This is a genomic window from Azospirillum sp. CT11-132 (assembly GCF_047302835.1).
GTDB lineage: Bacteria > Pseudomonadota > Alphaproteobacteria > Azospirillales > Azospirillaceae > Azospirillum.
This window is the reverse complement of sequence record NZ_JBGLZA010000005.1, coordinates 383,182-407,658: the sequence shown is the minus strand read 5'-3', so window position 1 is coordinate 407,658 and position 24,477 is coordinate 383,182. Positions and strand designations below refer to the sequence as shown.

The following is a 24,477-nucleotide window of genomic DNA, read 5'->3' as shown; positions in this document are numbered from 1 at the left end:
TCGCGGGGTGGAGGTGTCAGATGTCCTTGCACAGTCGCGCGGCGTCGTAGATGGCGGCGTGGATGTTGCGGCCGGCCACCGCGTCGCCGATGCGATGGAGCGTGTAGCCGCCATGGCCGTTGGCCTGCACCGGCTGCGGCCGGCCGGCGATCAAACTGTCGAGATCGGTCTCGCCGCGGTTCAGCGAATGGTCCTTGAGATCGAAATAGAGACCGTCGTTGGGCAGGGTGCCCAGCTCCACCACGATCTGGTCGACCAGCCGTTCCTCCTCCTCGTGGGTGTATTCGTTGCGCAGGACGGCGACGCGGCGGTTGCCCTCCGGGTAGATTTCCACGAGCTGATGGTTGGTGGTCATCACCACGTTCAGCTTGTACAGCTCACGCAGGTGGATCGGCTGGTTGGTGGTGCCGACCTCCTCCGCGACCATGCGGTCAGGGGTGGCGATCTCCACCAGCGCGCCGCGCTTCGCCATGAATTCGGCGCAGGAGGCGCCGTGATGCTGGCCGGTGCCGTCATACATCAGGACAGTCCCCGTCGGCTCCACCGCCCCGGTCAGGACCTCCCAGGTCGACACCGCCAGATCGGCGCCCTTGAAGTCGCCGCGGTTGGGGCGACCGCCGGTGGCGAGGATCACCACATCGGGGGTCTCGGCCTCGACGGCGGCGCGGTCGGCCTCCACCCCAAGGCGGACATCGACGCCCAGCTTGGTGACCTGCTGGGACAGCCAGCGGGTGATACCGCTCATCGCCTCGCGCCAAGTCGCCTTGGCGGCGATGCCGATCTGGCCGCCGGGGGCGGCGTTGCGTTCGAGCAGGACGACCGAATGGCCGCGCTCGGCGCAGACGCGGGCGGCTTCCAGGCCGCCGGGGCCACCGCCGACCACGACCACGCGGCGTTTGCGCTCCGCCTTCGAGATCACGTGCGGCATGGTGCGCTCGCGCCCGGTGGCGGCGTTCTGGATGCACAGCGCGTCGCCGCCGACATAGATGCGGTCGATGCAATAGCCGGCGCCGACGCACTGGCGCACGTCGTCCAGCCGCCCCTCCATCAGTTTGCGCACCAGATGCGGGTCGGCGATATGGGCGCGGGTCATGGCGACCATGTCGACATGGCCTTCCTCCACCGCGCGGGCGGCGGTGGCGAGGTCGGTCACGCGCTGGGCATGGAAGACGGGAATGCCCGCCTCGCGCTTGATGCCGCTGGCCAGATGCAGGAAGGGGGCGACCGGGAAGGACATGTTGGGCAGCGAGATGGCGTGCGCCAGATGATCGCGCGCCTGTCCGCCCAGCGCGTTGACGAAATCGATCAGCCCGCGTTCGGCATAGGTGCGGGCGATGGCGATGCAGTCCTCGTGGCTGAGGCCGTCGTCGATCAGTTCGTCGCCCGACATGCGCATGCCGACGACGTAGTCGTCCCCGACTTCGGCGCGGATCGCCTCGAACACCTCGATGCCAAAGCGCATGCGGTTTTCCAAGCTGCCGCCATACTTGTCGGTGCGCCGGTTGACCGAGGGGCTCCAGAATTGGTCGATCAGGTGGCCGTGGGCGGCCGACAGCTCGAAGCCGTCCAGGCCGCCCTCCTTGCAGCGGCGGGCGGCGGCGGCATAGCCGGCGATGATCCGCTTGAAGTCGAAATCCTCCATCTCCTTCGGCGTGTTGCGGTGCGCCGGTTCGCGGGCGGCCGAAGCGGAAACGGTGGGAAGCCAGTTCTCGGTGTCCCAGCGGGTGCGCCGGCCCATGTGGGTCAACTGGATCATCAGCGCCGCCCCGTGGCGGTGCACCCGGTCGGAGAATTCGCGGAAGAAGGGAATGACGCTGTCGTCGGCGACGGAAATCTGGTTCCACGGCGCCGCCGGGCTGTCCACCGCGACGGAGGAGGAGCCGCCGAACATCGTCAGGCCGATGCCGCCTTTTGCCTTTTCCTCGTGATAGAGCTGATAGCGTTCCTTCGGCTTGCCTTCGGACCCGTAGCCCGGCGCGTGGCTGGTGCTCATCACGCGGTTACGGATCGTCAAATGCTTGATCTGCAGAGGCTTCAGAAGGGCTTCGGCGGGTGAGGACATGGCAGGAACGATCCCCAGTATTGAGCCTGCCAAGAATTCACCATCGGCGCGATTGTCGCGTTGCCCCCCGCGACCGGAAATTTCCTTTTTGCGACAGGAGCGGAACGATGCGGTGCCGATCCGTCAAATATCTGATTTCTTTAGGCGAATTGGGAGTGATGGCACCCCCTTCAGTCCGTTGCCACACCCTCTTGGGCCGTCGGCGCCTGGTCCTCGAACAGGCGGCGGTCGGGCAGCAGGGAGTCCCCGTTCGTGCGCCGGAAAGCGGCGAGAGGCGAGAGATGCGGATCGGCCTCCGCATCCGGCTCGGCAGTGCGGCGCACCTCAGACGGTGATATGCCGAACAGTTCGCGGAACTGGCGGGAGAAATGGGCGCAGTCGGCGAAGCCGGCCTCGTTCGCGATGGCAGTGACCGACCGCTTGGTGTTGCGCAGCAGCCAATGGCCATAGCGCAGGCGCAGTGTCCGGTAGTAGGTGGCCGGGCTGGTGCCGACGGCCAGCCGGAACAGCCGCTCGAATTGCCGGGTGCTGACGTTCAGGCGGCGGACGATCTCCTCCACCGACAGCGGGTCGCTGATGTGCTGCTCCATCAGCAGCAGGGCGCGGCGGACACGGTCGTTGGTGATCTCGACGACCGTCGGCGGCTGCGGTTGCGACTGGCTGGCGGGACGAGCCTTGTCGATCAGCAGGATGTGCATGGTTTTCTGGGCGGTGGCGCGGCCCAGATGGCGCTCGATCAGGAAGGCGGCAAGGTCCGCCACTCCGGCGCCGCCCGAACAGGTGATGCGGTCGCGGTCCACCACGTAGAGCTGGTCGGCCACCGGCACCAGATCGGGAAATTCCTCGATGAAATCGCGGTGATGATACCAGCTGACGCAGCAGCGCCGGTTCTTCATCAGGCCGATGCGGCTCAGCACGAAGCTGCCGGTGCACACGCCGACCAGGGTCACGCCATAGGATGCCGCGGCGCGCAGATAGGCCAGCGTCTCGTCGTCCAGCTGCGGGCCGGCGTGCAGCAGCCCCCCCACCACGACCACATAGTCGAAGCGGCGGGGATCGGTCAGCGGTTCCCAGCGGGCGACGCCAATGCCGCAGCTGGACATCACCGGCTCCGCCCGCGATCCCATGATGGTCCAGCGGCACCGGATCTGGCGCGACCGGTCGCCCTCGTCGGCCGCCAGCCGCAGGGCGTCGATGAAGGGGGCGAGCGCCGTCAACGTGAAATTGTTGGTCAGGATGAACCCGACCGACAACAGCGCGCGTTCCTCCTGCCGGGGTGCGGGACCGCTACCGCCGAAACGGCGATATTCCACTGTCTTCCCCACCAGGATACCCTCCCAGTTCCACGGTCCCAGCCTGACGGCCGTGATCCGTCCTTCGGGATGCTAGCGTCAACGGCTCGCCCTCCGGAAGACAATTCGTTGGCGATAATTCTAACGCTCTATCACCAGATCACTGGTCGGGCGGCTGCAACAGAGCAGGATCAACCCCTGGTCGATTTCACGTTTGCGGATACCGCCGGTGTGGCTCATTTCCACCGTACCGGAGATCAACCGCGTCTTGCAGGTTCCGCACATCCCGCGTGAGCAGGAGGTCGGAACCCGGATCTCGGCGGCCGATGCCGCATCTGCGACCGCCATGTCGGGCGGGCAGGCGAAGACCCTGCCGGTTTTTGCGAATTCCACGCGGAAGCCGTCCGTGGGCGCTGCCTCCTGGACTGGTGCGGATCGCGCCGGCGGCTCTCCCGCGGCAAGTTCGGCCGTGAGTTCCTCGAAATTGAAGCTTTCCTGGTGGTAGCGGGCCATGTCGAAGCCGCCCTGCTCCAGAAAGGCGCGCACCGCCTTCATGAAGGGGCCGGGACCGCAGACATAGACCTCCCGCTCCATGAAGTCCGGAGCGATCAGCCCAAGCATCGGCAGAGACAGCCGGCCGGTGAAGCCCGCCCAATGGGCCTCGGTGCCGATGCCTTCGCACACATGGGCGACGCGCAGGCGGCGGCCGGGACCGGTCAGCGCGTCCAGTTCGCGGCGGAAGACGATGTCGGCAGGCGTCCGGGCGGCGTGGACGAAGACGATGTCATGATCCTCGCCCAGATCGTCGAAGGTCCGGGTCATCGACATCAGGGGCGTGACGCCGCTGCCGCCGGACAGGAACAGGAACTTGCGCGGAGTCTCGGACTCCCCCGGCGTGAATTCGCCGAGGGGGCCGACCGCGCGGATCGTGTCGCCCGGCTTCAGCGTGTCGTGCAGCCAGTTCGACACCGGACCGCCGGGCACGCGCTTGACGGTGATCGAGAGCCGATGCGGTCGCGCGGCGGAGGAGGAGACGGTGTAGCTGCGGTGAATGGTTTCGCCGCCGATGGGCAACTCCAGCGTGATGAACTGACCCGGCTTGAACCGGAACAGGCAGGGGCGCCGTGGCGCGAAGACGAAGGTCTTCACGTCATGCGTCTCGTCCCGCACCGCCCGGCACACCAGCGTGTCGTCGATTTCGGGATCCCAATCCCGGACCGGAGGCGGAGCCGCATCCTGCTGCATCGTCATCTCTCTCCTTGAGCCCTGAACCTTGAGCCCTGAACCCTGGGCCTCGAGCCCTGAATCCTGACCAGCGGGCGATCCCGGCGGCTTGCCGGCCGGGATCGCCCTGGCGTCGCGTTATTCGGCGGCGACGCCCATCGGCGCCTGCTTGCCCAGCAGATGTTCGGCCATGCGGCCGATGTACCATTCCGTGAACTTCTCCACGAGCGGCTCGGTGTAGGGCGAATAGGGACCCGGCTCGTAGGCAGGGCTGAGGGCGCCGTTGTGCGAGATCTCGACCAGATCGGCATCCTGCTGGTTGGTCGCCTCCCACACCTCCGTCAGGCGGTTCAGGTCGTAATCGACTCCCTCGACCGCGTCCTTGTGGACCAGCCAGCGGGTGCGCAGCAGGTTGCGGTCGGGACCGAGCGGGAACACCGAAAAGGTAACGATGTGGTCGCTCATGAAGTGGTTCCAGGAATTCGGCTGGGTCCAGAAGGACAGGGCGCCCAGCTTGCGCTCGGTGATCGACCCCAGCAGCTTCCTGGAAGCGCTGCGCGTGTCCTTGGTGTGGGCCTCGCCGGCGCCGTCCAGCGGCAGGCGCTCGGCGCGGAAGCCGGTGGTGTCGGTCAGGCGATCGACCTCGCGGCTGGGGAAGCCGGCCGCTTCCCAACCGGCGTGGCAGGACTGCACCAGCGCGTCGTACTTGGCGGCATGTTCCATCCGCTTCGGGTTGGTGCCGTCGGGGGCGAAGCCGAAGCCGTATTCGAACAGCGGGATGGTCAGTTCCGGATGGTTGCTGACGCAGTGGTAGCATTCACGATTGTTCTCCATCGTGAGCTTCCAATTGCCCTTCTCGATCAGGTCCACCGTCTTGGCGACCTTGCAGTTCTTCAGATCGTGCGGAAGGATGTAGGGCTCGATGGCCGCCGCCATGCGGTCGATGTCGTCCGGCGCTTCCTCCGCCAGACAGATGAAGATCAGGCCGCCGACCGACCGGATGTGCACCTTCTTCAGATTCCGGCACTTGCGGTCGAAATCACTGCCCATATGCTCGGCGAACAGAAGCTCGCCGTCCTGGCCGTAGGTCCACTGGTGATAGCTGCACACCAGATTGCCGACCGAGGTCTTCTCCTGGAGGATGATGCGCGCGCCGCGGTGGCGGCAGACATTGTGAAAGGCCCGCAGTTCCATGTCGTCGTCGCGCATGACGATGACGGAGGTCTTGCCGATATCCACCACCATCACGTCGCCCGGCTCCGCCACGTCCGGCTCCACACCCACGTGCAGCCAATGGCGGCCGAAGATGATCTCCATGTCCAGCTTGAAGATCTCCTCGCTGGTATAGAACGGGGCTTCCAGGCTGTGCCCCTTCTTGCGGCGCGTCAGCAGGGCTTCTATGGAAATCTCGGACGACATGGCGGTTGACCTTCTGCGGGAGTGGGGCCGTGCGTTCTTGGAATCGTTCAGCCTTGATCGGGCTGTTGCCATTTTCGATTCCACGACACCCAGCCTGCCGCCCGTCGCGGCGCGTCGCGTTCTGGAATGCGACATCAACTTTAAAAAGGCCGACAGGCGCACCTGTCTTTTTGCGCAAGCCGGACTTCGGCAGCAGTCGTTTTGCGACACGCCGTGATTATCCAAGGACAACGGCCGCCGCCTGTAAGGCGGGCAACATTCGCCGACAGGGCCGGGGTCGTACGAGGCTGTCGCAAATCCGATACGAATTGCCGCTCTGATGAAGGTTTTTTGCTTTCGGGGCCGGCATTCTTCCTCAATCAGCACTGATGCCAACAACGATCCCGTTGGTTGGAAACGACTTTCCGCGTCGATCCCGGAAGGTGGCCGGCGGATCATGCATTCGATCCGGAGCCATCATCCGATCGCGTTCTCCGGTAGGACGGAGGTGATCTTCCGGGCCACCTGCTCGCGTCTGCTGCAAGTTTCGGCACGGCGACGCCGGGCCGTCCGGCCAAACGGGTCCAAACAAACAAACGATAAGAGGAGGCTTCTTGATGAAAATCTTCGGTAAAGCCTTGGGCGTGCTGCTTTCGGCGGCCATGACGGTCAGTCTGGGGACCGGCGTGATCGCCGCCCCGGCGCAGGCCGCCGAGAAGTCCATCAACATCGGCTGGACCGCCTGGTCCGACGCCGAAGCGGTGACGAAGCTGGCCAAAGCCGTGATTGAGGAGCGGTACGGTTACAAGGTCGAGCTGACCATGGCCGACATCGGCATCCAGTATCAGGGCATCGCCAGCGGCAAGCTGGACGCCATGCTGATGTCGTGGCAGCCGCTGACCCACAAGCCCTATCTCGACAAGGTCGGCAAGGACGTGGTCGACCTCGGCCCGCTCTACACCCGTGCCCGCCTGGGCTGGGTGGTGCCGGACTACATCCCTGTCGATCAGGTCAAATCCATCGAGGATCTCAAGAAGCCGGACGTGCAGCAGAAGCTGGGCGGCAAGATCCAGGGCATCGATCCGGGATCGGGGTTGATGCAGGCGTCCGAAAAGGCGCTGAAGACCTATGATCTGAAGGGCCTGCAGCTGGTGTCGGCCAGCGACGCCGCGATGCTCGCCGCTCTGGAGCGCGCCATGAAGCGCAACGAGTGGATCGTCGTGACGAGCTGGAGCCCGCACTGGATGTTCGCCAACTGGAAGCTGCGCTACCTGGACGACCCCAAGGGCGCGTTGGGCGGGTTGGAGAGCGTGAACGCCATCGTCCGCAAAGGCTTCTACCAGGATCATCCGGAAATCTTCGAATTCCTGAACCGGATGGTCCTGCCGATCGGTGATCTGGAAGCGATGATGCAGGAAGCCCGGCAGACCAGCTACGAGCAGGCGGTCGACAATTACATCAAGAACAACAAGGCCCGGGTCGATTATTGGGTCACCGGCAAGCTTTGATTGGCCGCGCTCCCTTTCCCTTACCGTTCGTGGAGGCGGTCCGTTCCAAACGCGCACGCGTGTGGGACGGCCGTCTTCAGCCACGCCATGATCGTGGTCGCCGATGGACTCGTCAGCACACATGCAGGGTATCGCATCGAGCCCCGGCAGGACCGACCGGCTGCTGGACGGCATCCGCACCGGTTGACCGGCAATGTCACCCTTATCAAGAGAACGATGATCCCATGACCAATCCGCTGTTCCGTGTCGGTGAAGCCACCGTCTTCGCCAAGGAGGGCCAGTTCACCGACGCCATGCCGGAGATCGTGATCGGAACGGTCGATGGTCCGGCCGGCCACGCATTCGCCACCATGATGGGGCAGACCGCCGGCCACACCCGCATGTTCGCGGTGCGGGATTGCAATCAGATGGTCCGTCCGGCCACCATGATGGTGTCCAAGGTCACGATGAAGTCCAGCGCCTATGTCGACCTGTTCGGCGGCATCGTCCAAGCGGCCACGGCCGACGCCGTGCTGGACTGCGTCATCGAAGGCATACTGCCGCGCGACGGGATCAACGACCTGTGCATTCTGGTGATGGTCTGGATCGACCCCCGCTGTCCCACTGATCCGAACCTCGATCGCGCCGATCTCTACCGCACCAATTACGAGGCGACCAAGATCGCCATCGGCCGGGCGATGCGCAATGAACCCACCATCGACGAACTGATCGAAAACCGGCACAAGGTCCGGCATTTCATGTTGGATCCGCTGGAGTGACCTGCTGGCCCGACACAGCAGACCAGGAAAAAAGCCCGCCTCCGATCAGGAGCGCGGGCTTTTTGCCGTAGGGCCGCTTGACCCGTCCCCGGCGGCTATCGGCGCTCCACATTCGGCAGGAAGACGGTCAGCAGCCCCAGGAGCGGAAGGAACGAGCAGGCGGAATAGACGAAGCCGATGCCGCGCCAGTCCGCGACGACGCCGAGCCCCGCCGCACCGATGCCGGCGACGCCGAAGGCCAGCCCGAAGAACAGGCCCGACACCAGACCGACCCGGCCGGGCAGCAGTTCCTGTGCATAGACCACGATGGCGGGGAAGGCCGATGCCAGGGCCAGCCCGATCACGGCGCTGAGAACCACCGTCGCCGTCAGGCCGACATAGGGCAGGGCCAGGGTGAAGGGCAGGATCCCGAGGATCGAGACCCAGATCACCGTCTTGCGGCCGATGCGGTCGCCGACCGGACCGCCGATCACCGTTCCCGCCGCGACGGCCGCCAGAAAGACGAACAGGCAGAGCTGGGCGTCGCCGGTGGACAACCCGAAGCGGTCGATCAGGTAGAAGATGTAGTAGCTGGTGATGCTGGCCAGATAGACGTATTTGGAGACGATCAGCGCGATCAGGATGCCGACGGCCCTGGCGACCTGTCCGGCCGGCAGTTCGCTCCGCTGCGCCGACTGTCTGCCACCCGACCGGGGTTTGGCGTTCAGTCGCTGCCAGCTGCCCAGCCGGACCATGACCACCATACCGGCAAGGGCGGCGATGGCGAACCAGCTGAGGCTGCCCTGGCCGTGGGGCAGAATGACGAAGGCCGCCAGCAGCGGGCCGAGCGAGGAGCCGAGATTGCCGCCGACCTGGAACAGCGATTGGGCCAGCCCATGGGCGCCGCCGGAGGCCTGGCGCGCGATGCGCGACGCTTCCGGATGGAAGACGGACGACCCGAAGCCTAGCAGCATGCCGCCGGCCAGCAGCGCCGGAAAGCCGGGCGCCCACGCCAGGGTGAGAAGCCCGAGCAGGGTGGAGCCCATGCCGAAGACCAGCGAATAGGGCATCGGCTTGCGGTCAGTGAACAGGCCGACCAGCGGCTGAAGAAGCGATGCCGTCACCTGATAGACGAAGGTCAGCAGGCCGAGTTGGGCGAAGCTGAGGCCGAACTCGTCCTTCAGGATCGGATAGACCGCCGGCAGCAGCGACTGGATCATGTCGTTGAGCAGGTGGCAGGCGCTGATCGCGGCCAGAATGGAAAAGGCCGTCGAACCGGTGCGGGGCCGGCTCATGGTGGTGTCGGTCACGGGGGCATGCCCTCTTCTCTCCGCCTCAGGCGTTGGGTCCGTCCCGTCCTCGATGAAGGGGGCGGTCCGGGATCGCCCGGCATGTTGCGTTGAATGCGCTGTAAGCCTACGGTCGGCAGAGAAGGCCCGCCACCGCGGTCAGGCCAGTTTCCTACGAGATCGGGCCATGGTCAGAAATGTCCGCGTCGACGAGATCGACGCCGTCCAGCGGCCACTGCTCGCCACCACCCACGACTACCCGGACGGCGGGACGCTGCCGCTCCACCGGCACCGGCGCGGACAGCTGATCTCCGGTATCACCGGGGTGCTGATCATGTCGACGCCGCAAGGGCGGTGGGTGGTGCCGCCGGACTTCGGCTTGTGGATCCCGCCTGGTGTCATGCACGAGGTCCGCATGATCGGGGCGGTGACCACCCACAGCCTTTTTCTCGATCCGGACCTGAGCGGCGGCATGCCGGACCGCTGTCAGGTCGTCGGGCTTTCGCCCTTCATCCGCAGCCTGATTTCCCGCGCCGTGGATGTCCCGGCCGATTATGACCCGGACAGCCATGACGGCGCGGTGATGACGCTGATCCGCTACGAGATGCAGCATCTGCCGGCCCAGCCGCTGACCGTGCCCTTCCCGACGAATCCGGCCCTGGCCGAGCGCTGCCGGCGCTTTCTTCGGCAGCCGGCGGTGCATGAGACGATCGAGCAATGGTGCGACGGGCTGGGGGTCAGCCGGCGCGCCTTCACCCGGCTGTTCCGGCGGGAAACCGGGCTGAGCTTCCTGGAATGGCGACAGCAGGCCTGCCTTGCCGCCGCGCTGCCGCGGCTGGTGGCGGGGGAGAGCGTCACCGCCGTCGCGCTCGACCTCGGCTATGACAACCCCGCCGCCTTCACGGCGATGTTCAAGCGGGTGCTGGGATCGTCGCCGCGCGCCTATCTCAAGGGTGACGGCTGACTCTTCCGCTCATGGGTATCGCATCGCCTCCAGGTCGGCGATCAGACCGGGGCCTTGCGGTCGCCAACCGAGCGTCGCCTGTGTCAGGGCGCTGGATGCCGCCATGTCGATGCCCGCGAACATCGCCATCCAGCCGAAGGACTCCGCCGCCTTGTCCTGCGGGATTGAGACCGAGGGGATCTTCAGGCCGCGCGCCAGCGCTTCGACGATCGCGCGGGTCTCGACGCCTTCCTCGCCGACCGCGTGATAGCGGGCGCCGGGTTCCGCCTTCTCGATGGCCAGCCGATACAGGCGGGCGACATCGCTGAGATGACCGGCGGACCAGCGGTTGCGCCCGTCGCCGATGTAGGCTGCGGCCCCCTTTTCGCGGAAGATGGCGATCAGCGGGGTGATCAGCCCCTGCTTCTCGGTGTTGTGGACCTGCGGCAGCCGCATCACCGCGACGTTGACGCCGGCATCCAGCAGCTCGTTGCCGGCCCGCTCCGACGCGATGCGCGGATTGGGGTGGGACTCATCGAAGACATCTTCCCGCGCGAGCCGGCCATGGCCGGCACCGCCGATGCCGACCCCGGACGTGATCAGCAACGGGCGCCGAGACCCCTTCAGCACCTCGCCCAGCGCGCCGATCACCCGGCGATCCTTTTCGCAGTTCTCGACGAAGCGCGAGAAGTCGTGGTCGAAGGCGGTGTGGATCACCGCATCGGCTCTTTCGGCGCCGCTTCGGACGCTCGCCGGGTCCTCCAGCGTGCCGTGGTGTGGCTCGGCCCCGGCGGCTTCCAGCGCCCGGGCGCCGTCGGCCGAGCGGGTCATGCCGATGACTTGATGGCCGGCTTGGAGAAGTTCGGACAGCACCGCCCGGCCGATGAAGCCGGTGGCGCCAGTGAGGAAAATACGCATGGGGAAATCACCGTTCCAATTTCGTCACCCCCACTGTGACGCCCGGTGATATCCTGTTAAAGTAGTGACGTTTTCCTAGTATAATGGCTACCAGGATCGCCGATGCAGCCCGACGCCAAACCAGCGGACAAGGCCAACACGCTAGCCGGCTTTTTACGGGACCGCCGCACGCGGCTCGATCCGGCGGTTTTCGGCTTCACAGGGCGGCGCCGTACGCCGGGACTGCGCCGGGAAGAGGTGGCGCAACGGGCCAACATCAGCCCGACCTGGTACACCTGGCTGGAACAGGGGCGGGGAGGGGCGCCGTCGGCCGACGTGCTGGACCGGATCGCCGGCAGCCTGTTGCTGACCGATCTGGAACGGGAGCATCTGTTCATCCTGGCGCTCGGCCGTCCGCCGGAGATGCGGTACAGGCCGGCGGACGGCGTCAGTCCGCGTCTGCAACGGCTGTTGGATGCGTTCGACGCCTGTCCCGCCTTCATCAAGACGGCGACTTGGGACGTGCTGGCCTGGAATCAGGCCGCCACGGTCGTTCTGACCGATTACGCCACGCTTCCCCCCGACCGGCGCAACATCCTGCGGCTGGTGTTCTGCAATCCGGCGATCCGGGCCAAGCAGAAGGATTGGGAAGGCATGGCGCGGTTCCTGGTCGGCGCCTTCCGTGTCGACGCCGCCCGCGCCGGGGCGGTGAAGGAGATTGCCGACCTCGTCGACGAGTTGTGCCGGGCCAGCGCGGATTTCGCCCGGTTCTGGAAGGAGAACGATGTCTATGCGCCGAGCGAGGGGATCAAGCACCTCCAGCATCCCGAACTCGGCAGCATCGAGATGGAGTTTTCCGGCTTCGCCGTCGATGGCCGCCCGGACCTGGGGCTGCTGGTCTACAATCCGCTGGATGAGCACACCAAGGACCGCATCCGGGCGATGGTCGCCCGAAGGACTGAGGCGGGGGCGGCAGGGCACTGAGCGGAGTGCCCTGATAGGTCTCGTCCGACCGTCCGACGGCCGCGACCGTCCATCGACGCCCGGATGCTGGGCCGCGGTCAGGAGGCTGGCATCAGTCGTCTGAATGCGACGCAATGCCGTGTTTGCGCAGTTTGGCGTAAAGGTTTGTGCGCGATAGGCCGAGCCTCCGGGCGGCTTCGAGCTTGTTGCCCCGGCAATCCTCCAGGGCTTCCAGAATGAGCGACCGTTCCAGCTCGTCCATGGCGGCGGTCAGGGACCGCTTCCGGTCGGGTGGGGCAGGCGGCTGGATTGCGGCGCTCGGAAGGATGTCCGCGAAATCCTCGGCCCTGATGCGCTCACCTTCGGTGCGCACATAGACCTGTTCGATGACGTTGGCCAGTTCACGGACATTGCCGGGCCAATCATGCTGTCGCAGCGCATCCAGCGCCGCAGGCGTGAACTCGCGCATCGGCTGATCAAGACTGATGGCGATCTTCTCCGAAAACAGGGGGGCGAGGATCTCCAGGTCGTCCTTGCGGTCACGGAGCGCCGGCAGCTGTATCGGAAAGACATTGAGCCGGTAGTACAGATCCGACCGGAAGGCGCCGCTGCGCACCATCTCGGCCAGGGGACGGCTGGTTGCCGCGATGATGCGGACATCGACCTTGATGATCTGATTGGACCCGAGCGGCTCGACCTCGCGTTCCTGCAGGGCGCGCAGCAGTTTTGCCTGCAGTGGCAGCGGCATGTCGCCGATCTCGTCGAGAAACAGCGTTCCGCCATGGGCAAGCTGGAACTTGCCGGGGCGCGGCTGGCGGGCGGCGCCCGTGTATGCGCCCGGCGCGACGCCGAAGAACTCCGCTTCCAGAAGGTTTTCGGGAATTGCGGCGGTATTGACGGCGACGAAGGGACGGTGGGCGCGATCCGAGGAGGCATGGATCGACTGAGCCACCAGTTCCTTGCCGGTCCCGGTTTCACCAAGCAGAAGGACCGCCGACCGGATCTGGCCGGCCCTGCGCACCAGCCGCTTGACCTGCAACATCGGCTGGCTGAAGCCGATCAGGTTCTCGACCGTGTATTGGGAGGCCCGGCTCGCCGCCAACTCCTGCTCCACACGGGTCAGGCGCGACTGCAGCTTGTTGAAACGGTCGGCGATGGGCCGAAGATAGGTCAGGCTGTTCTTCAGGGCGAAGGCGAGGGCTCCGATGACCTGTCCTCGCTCATCGCGCAGGGGCAGGCGGCTGACCAGCAGCGTGTGCTCGCCATAGCGCATGATGTCGAGCGGCAGCGACCGGCCCGTTTCTACAACCTCGCGCATCCGGCTGTGTGGAATGATGCGTTCCACCGGCTGGCCGATTGCGTCCGCCGGCGACCGGAAGCCAAGCATCGCAATCTGTTTGTCGCTGAACCAGACATGCTTGTCGTTTGACCAGACGAGGCGCGCATCCTGATCGACCAGGATGGCGCCGTCGATCATCTCATCGATCATCACCATCAGCGCACGTGCCGCAGCGAAATGGCCGGCCGGATCCTTCTGCATGCCACGCTCCTTTGCGTCACTGATTGTCAATATGTCGCACATTGTCTGTCAGAAAAGTGAACACGGGGAAAGTGCCGATTTGCAGCGGTGTTCCGCCCTTTGCGCCAGTCGACTGTCAGCGATCGCTGAATCCTGCTCCCCCGCATGTTGAGCGTCTCTTTGAATATATTCTTTCTTTTCAAGTATTTACTCGCATGGCACGCGTGTTGCTAGCCATCCCTTCCAAAATGCACGCCATCTGAACAATCCGTCTCGCGATCCTGTGGGCCTTGGCAGGAAATGGGTGGTGGGGCACAGGCTTCCGGTCAGGCAAAGGGGGAAATGCACGCGCCATGACAAACCAGCGCATCGCGATCATCGGCGGCGGACTGATGGGGCACGGGATCGCACAGGCCTTTGCCGCCGCCGGACATCGCGTCGCCATCCAGGAACCCGATGCCGAACGCCGGTCCGCGATCCCCGACCATATCCGCCGCAATTTGCAGGTTTTGGGGGAAGACGTCGCGGCCGCCGACCTGATCGAGCTGCACGAAACGCTGGCGGGGGCCGTTGCCAGCGCCGACATCGTTATCGAGGCGGTGCCGGAGGACCTCGCCCTCAAACAACGCATCGTCGCGGCCATCGAAGCGGAGGCGCCAGCCCATGCACTTCTGGCCAGCAACACGTCGGTGATCCCGATCACGCGGATCATGGAGCCGCTTTCCGACAAGACCCGCGCCATGGGCACCCATTGGTGGAATCCGCCCTATCTGATCCCGCTGGTCGAGGTGATTCAGACCAAGGATAGCAGCGATGCCGCGATCACAGCGATGATGGGCCTGCTGACGTCCATTGGAAAGACGCCGGTGCATGTCCGCAAGGATGTTCCCGGCTTCATCGGCAATCGTCTGCAGCACGCGCTCTGGCGTGAGGCGATTGCCCTGGTCCAGAACGGCGTGTGCGATGCCGAAACGGTCGATGCCGTGGTCAAGGCGAGTTTCGGCCGGCGGCTCGCCGTGCTTGGACCGTTGGAGAATGCCGATCTTGTCGGCACCGACCTGACCCTCGCGGTTCATGAGCATGTCCTTCCCGATCTCGACCGCAGTCCCGGTCCGTTGCCCCTTCTGCGCCATCTGGTTGCGTCAGGGCGGCTGGGCATGAAGGCAGGCGTGGGCTTCCGGACCTGGACGGAAGCGCAGCGGGAGGAGGTCGCCACCACCCTTGCCACGCATCTTCAACGGCTGGATGCCCTGGAACGCCGGTAGCCGCCACCGCAGCCGCTCGGCGACGTTCAATCTTCAATCGTCCGCAACCCCGACGGGCGGACTTACACAGGAGGGCCTTGCATGGCCGCATCAGGCAAGAAAGTCATCATCAGCTGCGCGCTGACGGGCTCGATCCACACACCCACCATGTCGGACGCCCTGCCGGTCACGCCCGACGAGATCGTCGAGCAGGGGGTCGGTGCGGCCGAGGCCGGGGCAGCGATCCTGCACCTGCACGCCCGCGATCCCCGCACCGGGCAGCCGACACCGGATCCGGCGGTGTTCATGCAGTTCCTGCCGCGGCTGAAACAATCGACCGATGCGGTGCTGAACATCACCACCGGCGGCTCGCTCAACATGACGGTTCAGGAACGACTTGCCGCCCCGCTGCAGGCCCAGCCGGAAATGTGCTCGCTCAACATGGGATCGATGAACTTCGGCATCTTCCCTCTGGCCGACCGGTACAAGAACTGGAGGCACGACTGGGAAGAGCCCTATCTGCGCAGCACCGACGACTTCATCTTCCGCAACACCTTCCGAGACATCGCCTATATTCTGGAACATCTCGGTGAAGGCTGTGGCACGCGCTTCGAGTTCGAATGCTATGACGTCGGCCATCTGTATAATCTTGCACATTTCCTTGATCGCGGGCTGGTGAAGACGCCGCTCTTCATCCAGACGATCTTCGGAATCCTGGGCGGCATCGGGGCGGAGGAGCGCAACCTCGTCTTCATGCGCGAAACTGCCGACCGCCTGTTCGGCAAGGATTACGAATGGTCGGTGCTGGCCGCCGGCCGCCATCAGATTCCCTTCACGACCATGGCCGCGGTGATGGGCGGCAATGTCCGGGTCGGGCTTGAGGACAGCCTCTATCTCGCCAAGGGCCGGTTGGCGCGGAACAGCGCCGAGCAGGTGACGAAGATCCGCCGCATCCTGGAGGAACTGTCGCTGGAGGTCGCCACTCCGGAAGAGGCGCGCGCCATGCTCCACCTCAAGGGCGCCGATCAGGTGGCGTTCTGAGCCGCCCCATTTTCTTATATCTAAGGACCGAGAGATGCAGAACAGAAACGCCGTGGTTACCGGCTCCACCAGCGGAATCGGGCTGGCGACGGTGCGGGAACTGGCCGGCCGGGGCTGCCATGTGATGGTCAACGGCTTCGGCGACCGTGCGGAGATCGACCGGACCTGTGCCGAGATCGCGGAGCGGAGCGGGACCCGGATCGTCTATTCCGCCGCCGATCTCAGCCGGCCGGAGGAGGCCCGCGCCCTGATGGCGGAGGCGGCTGACCTGCTGGGACCGATTGACATCCTGGTGAACAACGCCGGCGTCCAGCATGTCGCCGCCCTGCACGAGTTTCCCGACGACAAGTGGGACCTGCTACTGGCAGTCAACCTCAGCGCCGCATTCCACACGATCAAGGCGGCTGTGCCGGCGATGCGGGAACGGGGCTGGGGGCGCATCGTCAACACGGCCTCCGTGCTGGGCATGGTCGGCGCCCCGCACAAGCCGGCCTATGTGGCCGCCAAGCACGGCATCATCGGCCTGACCAAGTCGGTGTCGATCGAGGTCGCCGGTCACGGCATCACCTGCAACGCGGTGTGTCCCGGCACGGTGCTGACCCCGATCATTGAACGGCAGATCGCCCAGCAGGCGCAGGTCACCGGCCTGCCCGAGGATCAGGTCCTGAAGGCGGTATTCCTGGAGAAGATGCCGATCGGCCGGCTGATTGGCCCGGAGGAGGTCGCCGCCGCCATCGCCTTCCTCTGTTCCGACGCCGCGGCATCGATCACCGGTGCGGTCCTTCCCGTCGACGGCGGCTATACCACCCATTGAGTCCTCATTCCGCGACCCTCCGGGCGGCGCCGTCGCCGGCGACCGCCCCAATCACCAAGAACTGTCAGAATTGGGAGTGAAAGATGCGCAAGTTCCTTCTCGCCGGCGTCGCCTTCGCCACGCTGGCCGCGGGTTCGGCCCAGGCCCAGGCCCAGATGTCCGACTCTGTCATCAAGATCGGCATGCTGTCCGACCGCTCCGGCATCTATGCCGACATCAACGGCGAAGGATCGGCGGTGGCCGCAAGGATGGCCGCAGAGGAGTTCGGCAACGCCATCAACGGAACGAAGATCGAGATCATCGTCGGCGACCACCAGAACAAGGCGGACATCGCCGCCAACCTCGCCCGCCAGTGGATCGATACGGAAAAGGTGGACGTGATTGCCGATGTGCCGAATTCGGCCGCCGCGCTGGCCGTGCAGGGGATCACGCGGGACAAGAAGCGCCTGTTCCTGATGTCCGGTCCGGGTTCGACCGATCTGACGGGCAAGGATTGCAGCCCCTACGGCTTCCAGTGGACCTGGGACAACCATGCCGTCGCCTCTGCCACCGCCCGCGCACTGGTCGAGCAGGGCAGGAAGAGCTGGTTTTTCATCACCGCCGATTACGCCTTCGGCCATTCGCTGGAGGCCGAAGCGGCTGACACCGTCAAGCAACTCGGCGGGACGATCAAGGGCAGTGTGCGTCATCCGCTGGGCGCATCCGATTTCTCCTCCTACCTGCTTCAGGCTCAGGCATCCGGCGCCGATGTCGTCGCCTTCGCCAATGCCGGCGGCGACACCATCAACGGCGTCAAGCAGGCGGCCGAATTCGGCATTCCCCAGAGTGGGCAGACCTTGGCCGGCCTGCTGCTGAACATCAACGACATCAAGGCGCTCGGGCTGGAGACCTCGCAGGGACTGATGCTGGCGAACTCCTTTTACTGGGACATGAACGACGAGACCCGCGCCTGGTCGAAGAAGTTCGAGGAACGGACCGGCCGCAAGCCGTCGATGAACCAGGCCGGTGTGTATTCGGCGGTCCGCCATTACCTGAAGGCCGTGCAGGAAATCGGCACCGACGATGCCGACAAGGTGGCTGCCAAGATGCGCAGCATGCCGGTCACCGACATGATGATGAAGGAGGCGAAGATCGCCGATAACGGCCGCGTCTTCGACGACATGTATCTGGCGCAGATCAAGATGCCTGCCGAATCGAAATACGCCTGGGATTACTTCAAGATCATCAAGAAGATCCCCGGTACGCAGGCCTACATCGACCCGAAGGCAAGCGGCTGCCCGCTCGTAAAATGACGGAAAAAGGGGAGCGTTCGGGCTCCCCTTTTTATTGCGCCGCGTCAGGCCATCCGCGGTGGCGGGAGTTGCGTACCGTCCGGCTTCCGAAAACATCGGGGTCGGGCTTGAACGGCCGGCGCCCACCATCCATTTACCATCCAGACAGATGGTGAGCGGATGGACGATCATGAGCGACGTGGCGCGAGACCTGCGGCCGAAAGCCGGAGACAGCGAGAAGATCACCATCAATCTCGGCTACGTCGACCTAGGTCACATCGACCTGTTGGTGGAGGAGGGGTTTTATTCGAACCGCACCGACTTCATCCGCACTGCCATCCGCAACCAAGTCGACAAACACGCTGACGTGGTCCGCCAATCGGTGACGCGAAAGAGCGTCGATCTGGGCCTTCGTCATTTCAGCCGCGCCGACCTGGAAGCCGTACAGGCCGAGGGGCGGATGCTGGATATCCGCGTCCTCGGGCTTGCCGCCATCGCCCAGGACGTGACGCCCGAGCTTGCCCGCGCCACCATCGCCACGCTGACCGTACTTGGCGCGCTCCATGCGCCGTCCGCCGTCAAGGCGGCGCTCGCCGACCGCATCCGCTGATGCGTCCCGCAGAGCCGATGTCGGCGTCATCCCCGAACCGAGAAAGCACCCAAATGTCCCAAACACGCCCCACCGGCTTTCCGCCCGGCATGGACGAGGTCGCCCGACTGACCCGGGCTGGCCGGCTCGCCGAAGCGACCGGTCTGGTCCAGCGTCTGCTGCGCGGAGAGGGCGCGGCCGAACCTGCGGCAACTCCGGCCACCGTGCCAGACCCGACTTTGCTGGAGGGAGAGTTCGTGAACCTCGATGCTGCTCCCGGACCGCAGGTTCGCAGCGACACCCCGAACCGCGCGCGACCGGCCGGCAAGATGCCGGGAGGCCGGTCAGGAAAGGGCGCGAGGACCGGCCTGAGCGAGACCCTGCGCGGCCTTGCCGCGCGCCTGCAGCCGACGGGGTTGCTAGGCGGAACCGGTGCGCCGCGCCCGCCCGCCGAACCGCTGCCGGATGGCGCGTCCTTCGCAACGGCGTCCCACAGCGGGGCAGCGGGGACGCGGGCGTATAAGCTCTATGTGCCGGCCAACCGCGGAGACGGGCTGCGTCCGCTGGTGGTGATGCTGCACGGCTGCACCCAGTCGCCCGACGATTTCTCCGCAGGGACCAGGATGAACGCCTTTGCCGAGCGGCACGGCGTTTACGTCGCCTACCCCGAACAGCCGACCTCGGCCAACGCCCAGCGCTGCTGGAACTGGTTCAAACCCGAAGACCAGCGCCGCGGACAAGGGGAGCCTGACCTGCTGGCTGGGATCACCCGCCGGATCATCCACGACCACCCCATCGACCCGAACCGGGTTTACATTGCCGGGCTGTCGGCCGGCGGTGCCGCCGCGGCCATCATGGGGGAAGCCTATCCCGACCTCTATGCGGCGGTCGGCGTGCATTCCGGCCTGCCTGCCGGCGCCGCGCACGATCTTCCCTCCGCCCTCGCCGCCATGCGCCAGGGCGACGGCGGAGCCACAGGCAGGGCAAGAGCAGGAAGAGCGGGTGCCGGCCACCCCGTGCCCACCATCATCTTCCACGGTGATCGCGATACCGTCGTCCACCCGCGAAACGGCGATCATGTGGCGGCCCGCGCGACGGCCGCCGCGGCCGGCCTCGGCACCGAAGTGCAACATGGCGAAGCCCCCGGCCGGCGTTCCTACAGCCGAACCCTGCACACCGACCCTTCCGGCCGGACGCTGTGCGAACTGTGGGCTATCCATGGCGCCGGACATGCTTGGGCGGGTGGGAGCCCCACCGGCTCCTACACCGACCCGCAGGGTCCGGACGCCACGGCGGAGATGCTGCGCTTCTTCCTGGGACACCAGTTGCGGACCGCGTCCGCCTGACGGCCACCCGCATCATAGCGTGTCCACCTACAGGCACCATCGGCGCCACACTGGACGCGCCGATGGCCCGAGGCACCCTCAAGGGCGGGGCGGCGGCGCGGTCACCAGCACCGCGACAGCGACGCACATGTTGGCCTGCATGCTGTCGACCTTCAGGACGCCTTGCAGGAAATACAGCATGTAGACCACCGACGTGTACAATGCGACCGATGTCCCGCCCTGGGCGCCGAAGATCGCCAGCAGGCTTCCCCTCCAGGCCGCCCACGGACCGCTGTTCCGCGGCATCGCCCACAACGGGAACCGGGTTTTGACTGACCGACCAAGGTTGGGAAGGCCCGTCTCTATGCAGCACTTGGCGTAATTGGAAGAAAAAGATAATCGCTGAAAGGAGTTCTTTGTCCGTTCCGCATGGATTCTGCTAAGTTGACGCCTGCCACCCTATCCTCAAGTATAACAGGGGACAATCAGACTATGCATAGCGTCTGACACTCTTTCGATTTCTTTTATACTCAGAGCAATGAGTCTAATGTATGCTCTGAAATAATGGTAATTATTTCGCGATGTGGTAGAAATAGTCCCGGCGTCCCTAGCGTCTGCGGAATTGCAAGAGGTGATCGCCATGACAACAACCGTCGTTACCGATCTCAATCTTGTAAGTTCCACTGCCAAAAACACCGGTGGAAACTTGGACTCAGAAAGTCCAGCGCTTTCGGGCGACGGCACAAAAGCGGTCTTTGTCAGCTATTCAAGCAACCTTATTGAAAATGATTTGACACCCCATGAACCCGATCTTTACCTAAAGGACATCAAGACCGGTCAGATTATGCTGATCAACCAGACACAATCGGGAAAGCAGGTGATCGGATGGCTAAGCGCGGCGACCATATCGGATGACGGAACAACGGTGGCCTTTTCCAGCTACACGGATGATCTCCCGCCGACAAACAACAACGGGTTCTATGATCTTTACGTGAAGGACTTGACGACCAGAGCATTGACGTTGGTTTCTCGTGCGGAGGACGGCGGCGATGCGAATGGCTCGAGCTTTGCCGCTGCATTGTCCGCCGATGGAACGAAGATTGCGTTCCTCAGTCAGGCAAGCAACCTCGTCACCGGTGACACGAACGGACAGGGGGATATCTTCGTTAAGGACCTGACCACGGGCAAGACGACCCTCGTCAGTCAGGCAGTGGACGGCTCCCTTGGGAATGGGCCCAGTTCCAATCCCGCGATTTCAGCGGACGGAACGAAGATCGCCTTTTCCAGCAGTGCCGATAATCTGGTGCCAGGTGACGGCAACGGCAGCGAAGACATATTCGTAAGGGATCTGAACACAGGGAAAACCATCCTGGCCAGTCGGACCATGGATGGAAGGCAAGCATCAGGAGTCTTGGGCATACCTTCAATTTCGGATGATGGAACCAAACTTGTCTTTTCCAGCAACGACGATGATCTGGCTCCAGATGACTGCAACGGAACCGATGATGTCTTTCTGAAGGACTTGGTGACAGGCAAGCTGACGCTGATTAGCCGTAACCAGGACGGCATGCCGGCAAACGGGCAATCCATACTTCCAACCATTTCGGGGGACGGAAGAAGAGTTGCCTTCTCAAGCGTGGCCGCCCTCGTTCCAAAGGATGGTCCCGCCTCCGCATTTGACATCTATGTGAAGGATTTGACGACCGGTGCGCTGATACTGGCCAGCGAGACCGGTGACGGTGTCCAGGCAAACGGCTCTTCATTCGGAGGCGTCATCTCGGCCGACGGATCACATGTCGGCTTTCAGAGCTTTGCCGACAACCTCTCACCCGACGATGCCAAAGGGGGGCTGACCGACGTCTTCGTCGCGACCCTTGGCCCACTGGAAGGCCAGCGAATCAACGGAACCAGTGGAGCGGATACACTGACGGGTGGGCGGGGGGACGACACGATATCCGGTCGCCGGGGCGACGATCTCCTCTTCGGCAAGGGTGGGCGTGACGAGTTGGAGGGGGATCAGGGCAACGACTCCCTATGGGGCGACAGCGGCAGCGACACCGTGAAGGGCGGTCCTGGTGACGACCGTCTGGACGGTGGGGCCGGAGATGATGTGGTGAGTGGCGGTCCGGGAGCCGACAGTCTGCTTGGCGGCAGCGGCCGCGACACGCTCTATGCCGGCGTCGATGGACAGACGGACACGATGGCCGGCGGATCTGGCGACGATGTCTATTGGATCATCGGAACCGGCAGCGACCAGCGGCCCAGCGACATCATCCGCGAAAATCCCGGGGAGGACACCGATACGGCCTTCGTCAAAGGCTCCTATCAACTGGCGGACAATCTGGAGAATGCCGTCCTGCTGGACAACCTATCCCAAGGCCGGACGTTCCTGAGCGGAAACAGCCAGTCCAACAACCTTCGCGGCAACGCGGGCGCAAACGATATCTTCGGCGCCGCGGGGAACGATACGATCCGGGGCGGCGGCGGCGACGACAGGCTGGGAGGCTATGATGGCGATGATCGCCTGTTCGGTGGCACCGGCAACGATCGCTTGAGTGGTGAAGCGGGCGATGACGTTTTGGCGGGTGGCTCGGGAAACGACTGGCTCGGCGGCGGAATGGGCAACGACCTGCTGATCGGCGGCGATGGCAATGACAGCATTGGTGTGCATGATCCTTATCAAGGAGCCCTTGCCGGACGCGACACCCTCGTCGGGGGCAGGGGCGACGACTGGATGGACGGCGGCGGGGCGCCCGGCCGATGGGGCGCCGTCGATTTCAGCGACGCTGCCGACCTGTTCCTCTTCGGCAGCGGCGGCCAAGGATTCGGCCACGACACGATCGCGGGCTTCAACGACGACAATGACCGGATCGAATTCCACGGCTACAGCCACGCGGATCTTGCCGGTCCGGTGACTGTCAAGGACATCAAGCCATACACCTATTACCCGGACGGCTATTCCTGGGCGGCTGACCTCGCCTTCAAGGACGGCTCCACCCTCCATGTCACCGGGGTGTCGCGCGGCCAGCCGACCTTCACCGAAGGAAGCGATTTTACGTTTCCCGACTCCAGGCCATCACGAACAAGAGCCCTGTTCACGGCCGACGACCCCGCCCACGGCCGTGAACTCTGGGGCACCGACGGCAAGGCTGCATACCTCGTCAAGGACATTGCGCCCGGGCCAACCTCTTCCCAGCCCACCGGCTCGGCGGCCATCGGCGACACGCTGTTCTTCACGGCTGACGATGCAACCCATGGCGCGGAATTGTGGAAAAGTGATGGAACCGCCAAGGGAACCGTTCTAGTGAGGGACATCCGTCCCGGTGGCGGCTCGTCCAGCCCGAGCGATTTGACGGTGATGGACGGCGAGCTCTATTTCACCGCCGATGACGGGGTGCATGGTCGCGCGCTCTGGAAGAGTGATGGGACCACCAGGGGAGCCCAAATGGTCTCCCACGCAATGAGCTCCATCATCGGCCTCACAGACGTGGACGGCACCCTGTTTTTCGATGCACGGGATGCCGCACACGGTGTCGCTCTCTGGAAAAGCGACGGCACCGCCTCCGGAACCATGGTGGTGAAGGATTTCCTCCCCGGCAACATCGACCCGGGAGGGCCATTTGCCCACGATCCACGGCACCTGACGGCGGTCGGCGACCGACTTTTCCTTACATCCGGGACGGGCGAGTTCGAAACGTATCTGTGGGTAACGGACGGCACGGAAGCCGGCACGATTCCATTGAAGGGCGGCATGGTCACCGACACGCGTGAGGGCTTCGACAACGACCTGGAGGCGATGGACGGGACGCTCTACTTCAACGCCGACTTCTCTTTGTGGAGGTCGGACGGTACGGTCGAAGGCACCAGGGAGATCAAGAGCTTCGCACCGATGCCGGGATGGAATCCCAACAGCCTTACTGCGGCTGGTGACATCCTGTTCTTTGCCGCCAATGACGGTCAACATGGCATGGAGCTGTGGGCCTCCGACGGAACCACACCGGGCACCCACTTGGTCATGGATATCAATCCGGGGACTCTCGGAGCGTCGATATCCGACATGACGGCCGTTGGCGAGGAACTGTTCTTCAACGCGGACGACGGCAAGAATGGGCGCCAGCTCTGGATGAGCGATGGCACCGCCGCTGGTACGCGCATGGTCAAGGAGGTCGCTTCAGGTCCCGATTGGACAGCGGCAGGTGATTTCAGTGCCGTCGGCGGCCAGCTTGTCTACAGCGCACTCGATACTCAACAAAATCGGGTACTCTTCTCGTTCGATGCTGCCTCTCTGAACGTTAATCGGATCGGCAGTGCCGACCTCGCAGGCGCATCCTACGACCCGAAGGGTGTCGTTTCAATTTGAG

Annotated in this window: 20 protein-coding genes; 12 read left to right on the top strand and 8 right to left on the bottom strand. The window is 64.5% G+C overall.

From position 1 onward, the window contains the following. Window positions 1-16: 16 nt before the first annotated feature. The 4 genes from ACCD06_RS21505 to ACCD06_RS21490 all read right to left on the bottom strand — a co-directional run bounded on the left by ACCD06_RS21505 (window position 17) and on the right by ACCD06_RS21490 (window position 5,997). On the bottom strand, window positions 17-2,062 hold the full coding sequence (locus ACCD06_RS21505; RefSeq protein WP_413343380.1) for an FAD-dependent oxidoreductase: 2,046 nt from the start codon (window positions 2,060-2,062) through the stop codon (window positions 17-19). Window positions 2,063-2,232: 170 nt separating this feature from the next. Further along, window positions 2,233-3,387: a GlxA family transcriptional regulator gene (locus tag ACCD06_RS21500; RefSeq protein WP_109157525.1), complete on the bottom strand. Its 1,155-nt coding sequence runs from the start codon at window positions 3,385-3,387 to the stop codon at window positions 2,233-2,235. Window positions 3,388-3,495: 108 nt separating this feature from the next. After that, a complete protein-coding gene (locus tag ACCD06_RS21495) occupies window positions 3,496-4,605 on the bottom strand; it encodes an FAD-binding oxidoreductase (RefSeq protein ID WP_413343377.1) in 1,110 nt (369 codons plus the stop codon). A 111-nt stretch (window positions 4,606-4,716) separates the two neighbouring features. Beyond that, window positions 4,717-5,997: an aromatic ring-hydroxylating oxygenase subunit alpha gene (locus tag ACCD06_RS21490; protein ID WP_413343375.1), complete on the bottom strand. Its 1,281-nt coding sequence runs from the start codon at window positions 5,995-5,997 to the stop codon at window positions 4,717-4,719. Here ACCD06_RS21490 and ACCD06_RS21485 point away from each other — a divergent pair. From ACCD06_RS21485 to fae, 3 genes are all read left to right on the top strand, one after another. Continuing rightward, window positions 5,996-6,214, top strand: a complete 219-nt coding sequence (locus ACCD06_RS21485; RefSeq protein WP_413343373.1) for a hypothetical protein — start codon at window positions 5,996-5,998, stop codon at window positions 6,212-6,214. The two genes, ACCD06_RS21490 and ACCD06_RS21485, sit on opposite strands and share 2 nt — an antisense overlap. 379 nt (window positions 6,215-6,593) lie before the next feature. Next, on the top strand, window positions 6,594-7,484 hold the full coding sequence (locus ACCD06_RS21480; protein WP_109157508.1) for a glycine betaine ABC transporter substrate-binding protein: 891 nt from the start codon (window positions 6,594-6,596) through the stop codon (window positions 7,482-7,484). A 224-nt stretch (window positions 7,485-7,708) separates the two neighbouring features. Continuing rightward, complete coding sequence (gene fae / locus ACCD06_RS21475; protein WP_109157507.1) at window positions 7,709-8,242, top strand: formaldehyde-activating enzyme; 534 nt, start codon at window positions 7,709-7,711, stop codon at window positions 8,240-8,242. 95 nt (window positions 8,243-8,337) lie between these two features. Here fae and ACCD06_RS21470 read toward each other — a convergent pair whose 3' ends face one another. Further along, a complete protein-coding gene (locus tag ACCD06_RS21470; RefSeq protein ID WP_413343370.1) occupies window positions 8,338-9,531 on the bottom strand; it encodes an MFS transporter in 1,194 nt (397 codons plus the stop codon). A gap of 166 nt (window positions 9,532-9,697) precedes the next feature. Between ACCD06_RS21470 and ACCD06_RS21465 the strand changes: the two genes are divergently transcribed. After that, window positions 9,698-10,474: an AraC family transcriptional regulator gene (locus tag ACCD06_RS21465; protein WP_413343368.1), complete on the top strand. Its 777-nt coding sequence runs from the start codon at window positions 9,698-9,700 to the stop codon at window positions 10,472-10,474. A gap of 9 nt (window positions 10,475-10,483) precedes the next feature. Here the strand turns inward: ACCD06_RS21465 and ACCD06_RS21460 are convergent, their stop codons facing one another. After that, on the bottom strand, window positions 10,484-11,371 hold the full coding sequence (locus tag ACCD06_RS21460; protein WP_413343366.1) for an SDR family oxidoreductase: 888 nt from the start codon (window positions 11,369-11,371) through the stop codon (window positions 10,484-10,486). Window positions 11,372-11,473: 102 nt separating this feature from the next. Here ACCD06_RS21460 and ACCD06_RS21455 point away from each other — a divergent pair, with 102 nt between their 5' ends. Further along, window positions 11,474-12,334: a helix-turn-helix transcriptional regulator gene (locus tag ACCD06_RS21455; RefSeq protein ID WP_413343364.1), complete on the top strand. Its 861-nt coding sequence runs from the start codon at window positions 11,474-11,476 to the stop codon at window positions 12,332-12,334. A gap of 91 nt (window positions 12,335-12,425) precedes the next feature. Here ACCD06_RS21455 and ACCD06_RS21450 read toward each other — a convergent pair whose 3' ends face one another. Beyond that, entirely contained in the window at window positions 12,426-13,853 is a 1,428-nt protein-coding gene (locus tag ACCD06_RS21450) for a sigma-54 interaction domain-containing protein (protein ID WP_413343362.1), read from the bottom strand. A gap of 332 nt (window positions 13,854-14,185) precedes the next feature. On the opposite strand from ACCD06_RS21450, the gene ACCD06_RS21445 reads away from it, so the two are divergent. The 6 genes from ACCD06_RS21445 (at window position 14,186) to ACCD06_RS21420 (ending at window position 20,137) form a co-directional block, all read left to right on the top strand. Further along, window positions 14,186-15,097, top strand: a complete 912-nt coding sequence (locus ACCD06_RS21445) for a 3-hydroxyacyl-CoA dehydrogenase family protein (RefSeq protein ID WP_413343360.1) — start codon at window positions 14,186-14,188, stop codon at window positions 15,095-15,097. A gap of 81 nt (window positions 15,098-15,178) precedes the next feature. Beyond that, the gene (locus tag ACCD06_RS21440) at window positions 15,179-16,117 is read left to right on the top strand and encodes a 3-keto-5-aminohexanoate cleavage protein (RefSeq protein ID WP_136702859.1); all 939 of its coding nucleotides are present in this window, start codon (window positions 15,179-15,181) and stop codon (window positions 16,115-16,117) included. Between the two features lie 34 nt (window positions 16,118-16,151). Then, window positions 16,152-16,931, top strand: a complete 780-nt coding sequence (locus tag ACCD06_RS21435) for a 3-hydroxybutyrate dehydrogenase (RefSeq protein WP_413343357.1) — start codon at window positions 16,152-16,154, stop codon at window positions 16,929-16,931. Between the two features lie 83 nt (window positions 16,932-17,014). Further along, a complete protein-coding gene (locus ACCD06_RS21430; protein WP_136702861.1) occupies window positions 17,015-18,223 on the top strand; it encodes an ABC transporter substrate-binding protein in 1,209 nt (402 codons plus the stop codon). Window positions 18,224-18,392: 169 nt separating this feature from the next. After that, window positions 18,393-18,812, top strand: a complete 420-nt coding sequence (locus ACCD06_RS21425; protein ID WP_136702862.1) for a CopG family transcriptional regulator — start codon at window positions 18,393-18,395, stop codon at window positions 18,810-18,812. A gap of 53 nt (window positions 18,813-18,865) precedes the next feature. Further along, window positions 18,866-20,137, top strand: coding sequence for an alpha/beta hydrolase family esterase (locus tag ACCD06_RS21420; protein WP_136702863.1), 1,272 nt, complete (start codon window positions 18,866-18,868; stop codon window positions 20,135-20,137). A gap of 78 nt (window positions 20,138-20,215) precedes the next feature. Here ACCD06_RS21420 and ACCD06_RS21415 read toward each other — a convergent pair whose 3' ends face one another. Further along, window positions 20,216-20,422 carry an MHS family MFS transporter gene (locus tag ACCD06_RS21415; protein ID WP_136702864.1) on the bottom strand — a complete coding sequence of 69 codons (207 nt, stop codon included), beginning with the start codon at window positions 20,420-20,422 and terminating at the stop codon, window positions 20,216-20,218. 334 nt (window positions 20,423-20,756) lie between these two features. Between ACCD06_RS21415 and ACCD06_RS21410 the strand changes: the two genes are divergently transcribed. Next, the gene (locus tag ACCD06_RS21410; RefSeq protein WP_413344069.1) at window positions 20,757-24,476 is read left to right on the top strand and encodes an ELWxxDGT repeat protein; all 3,720 of its coding nucleotides are present in this window, start codon (window positions 20,757-20,759) and stop codon (window positions 24,474-24,476) included. The last annotated feature ends 1 nt before the right edge of the window (window position 24,477 follow it).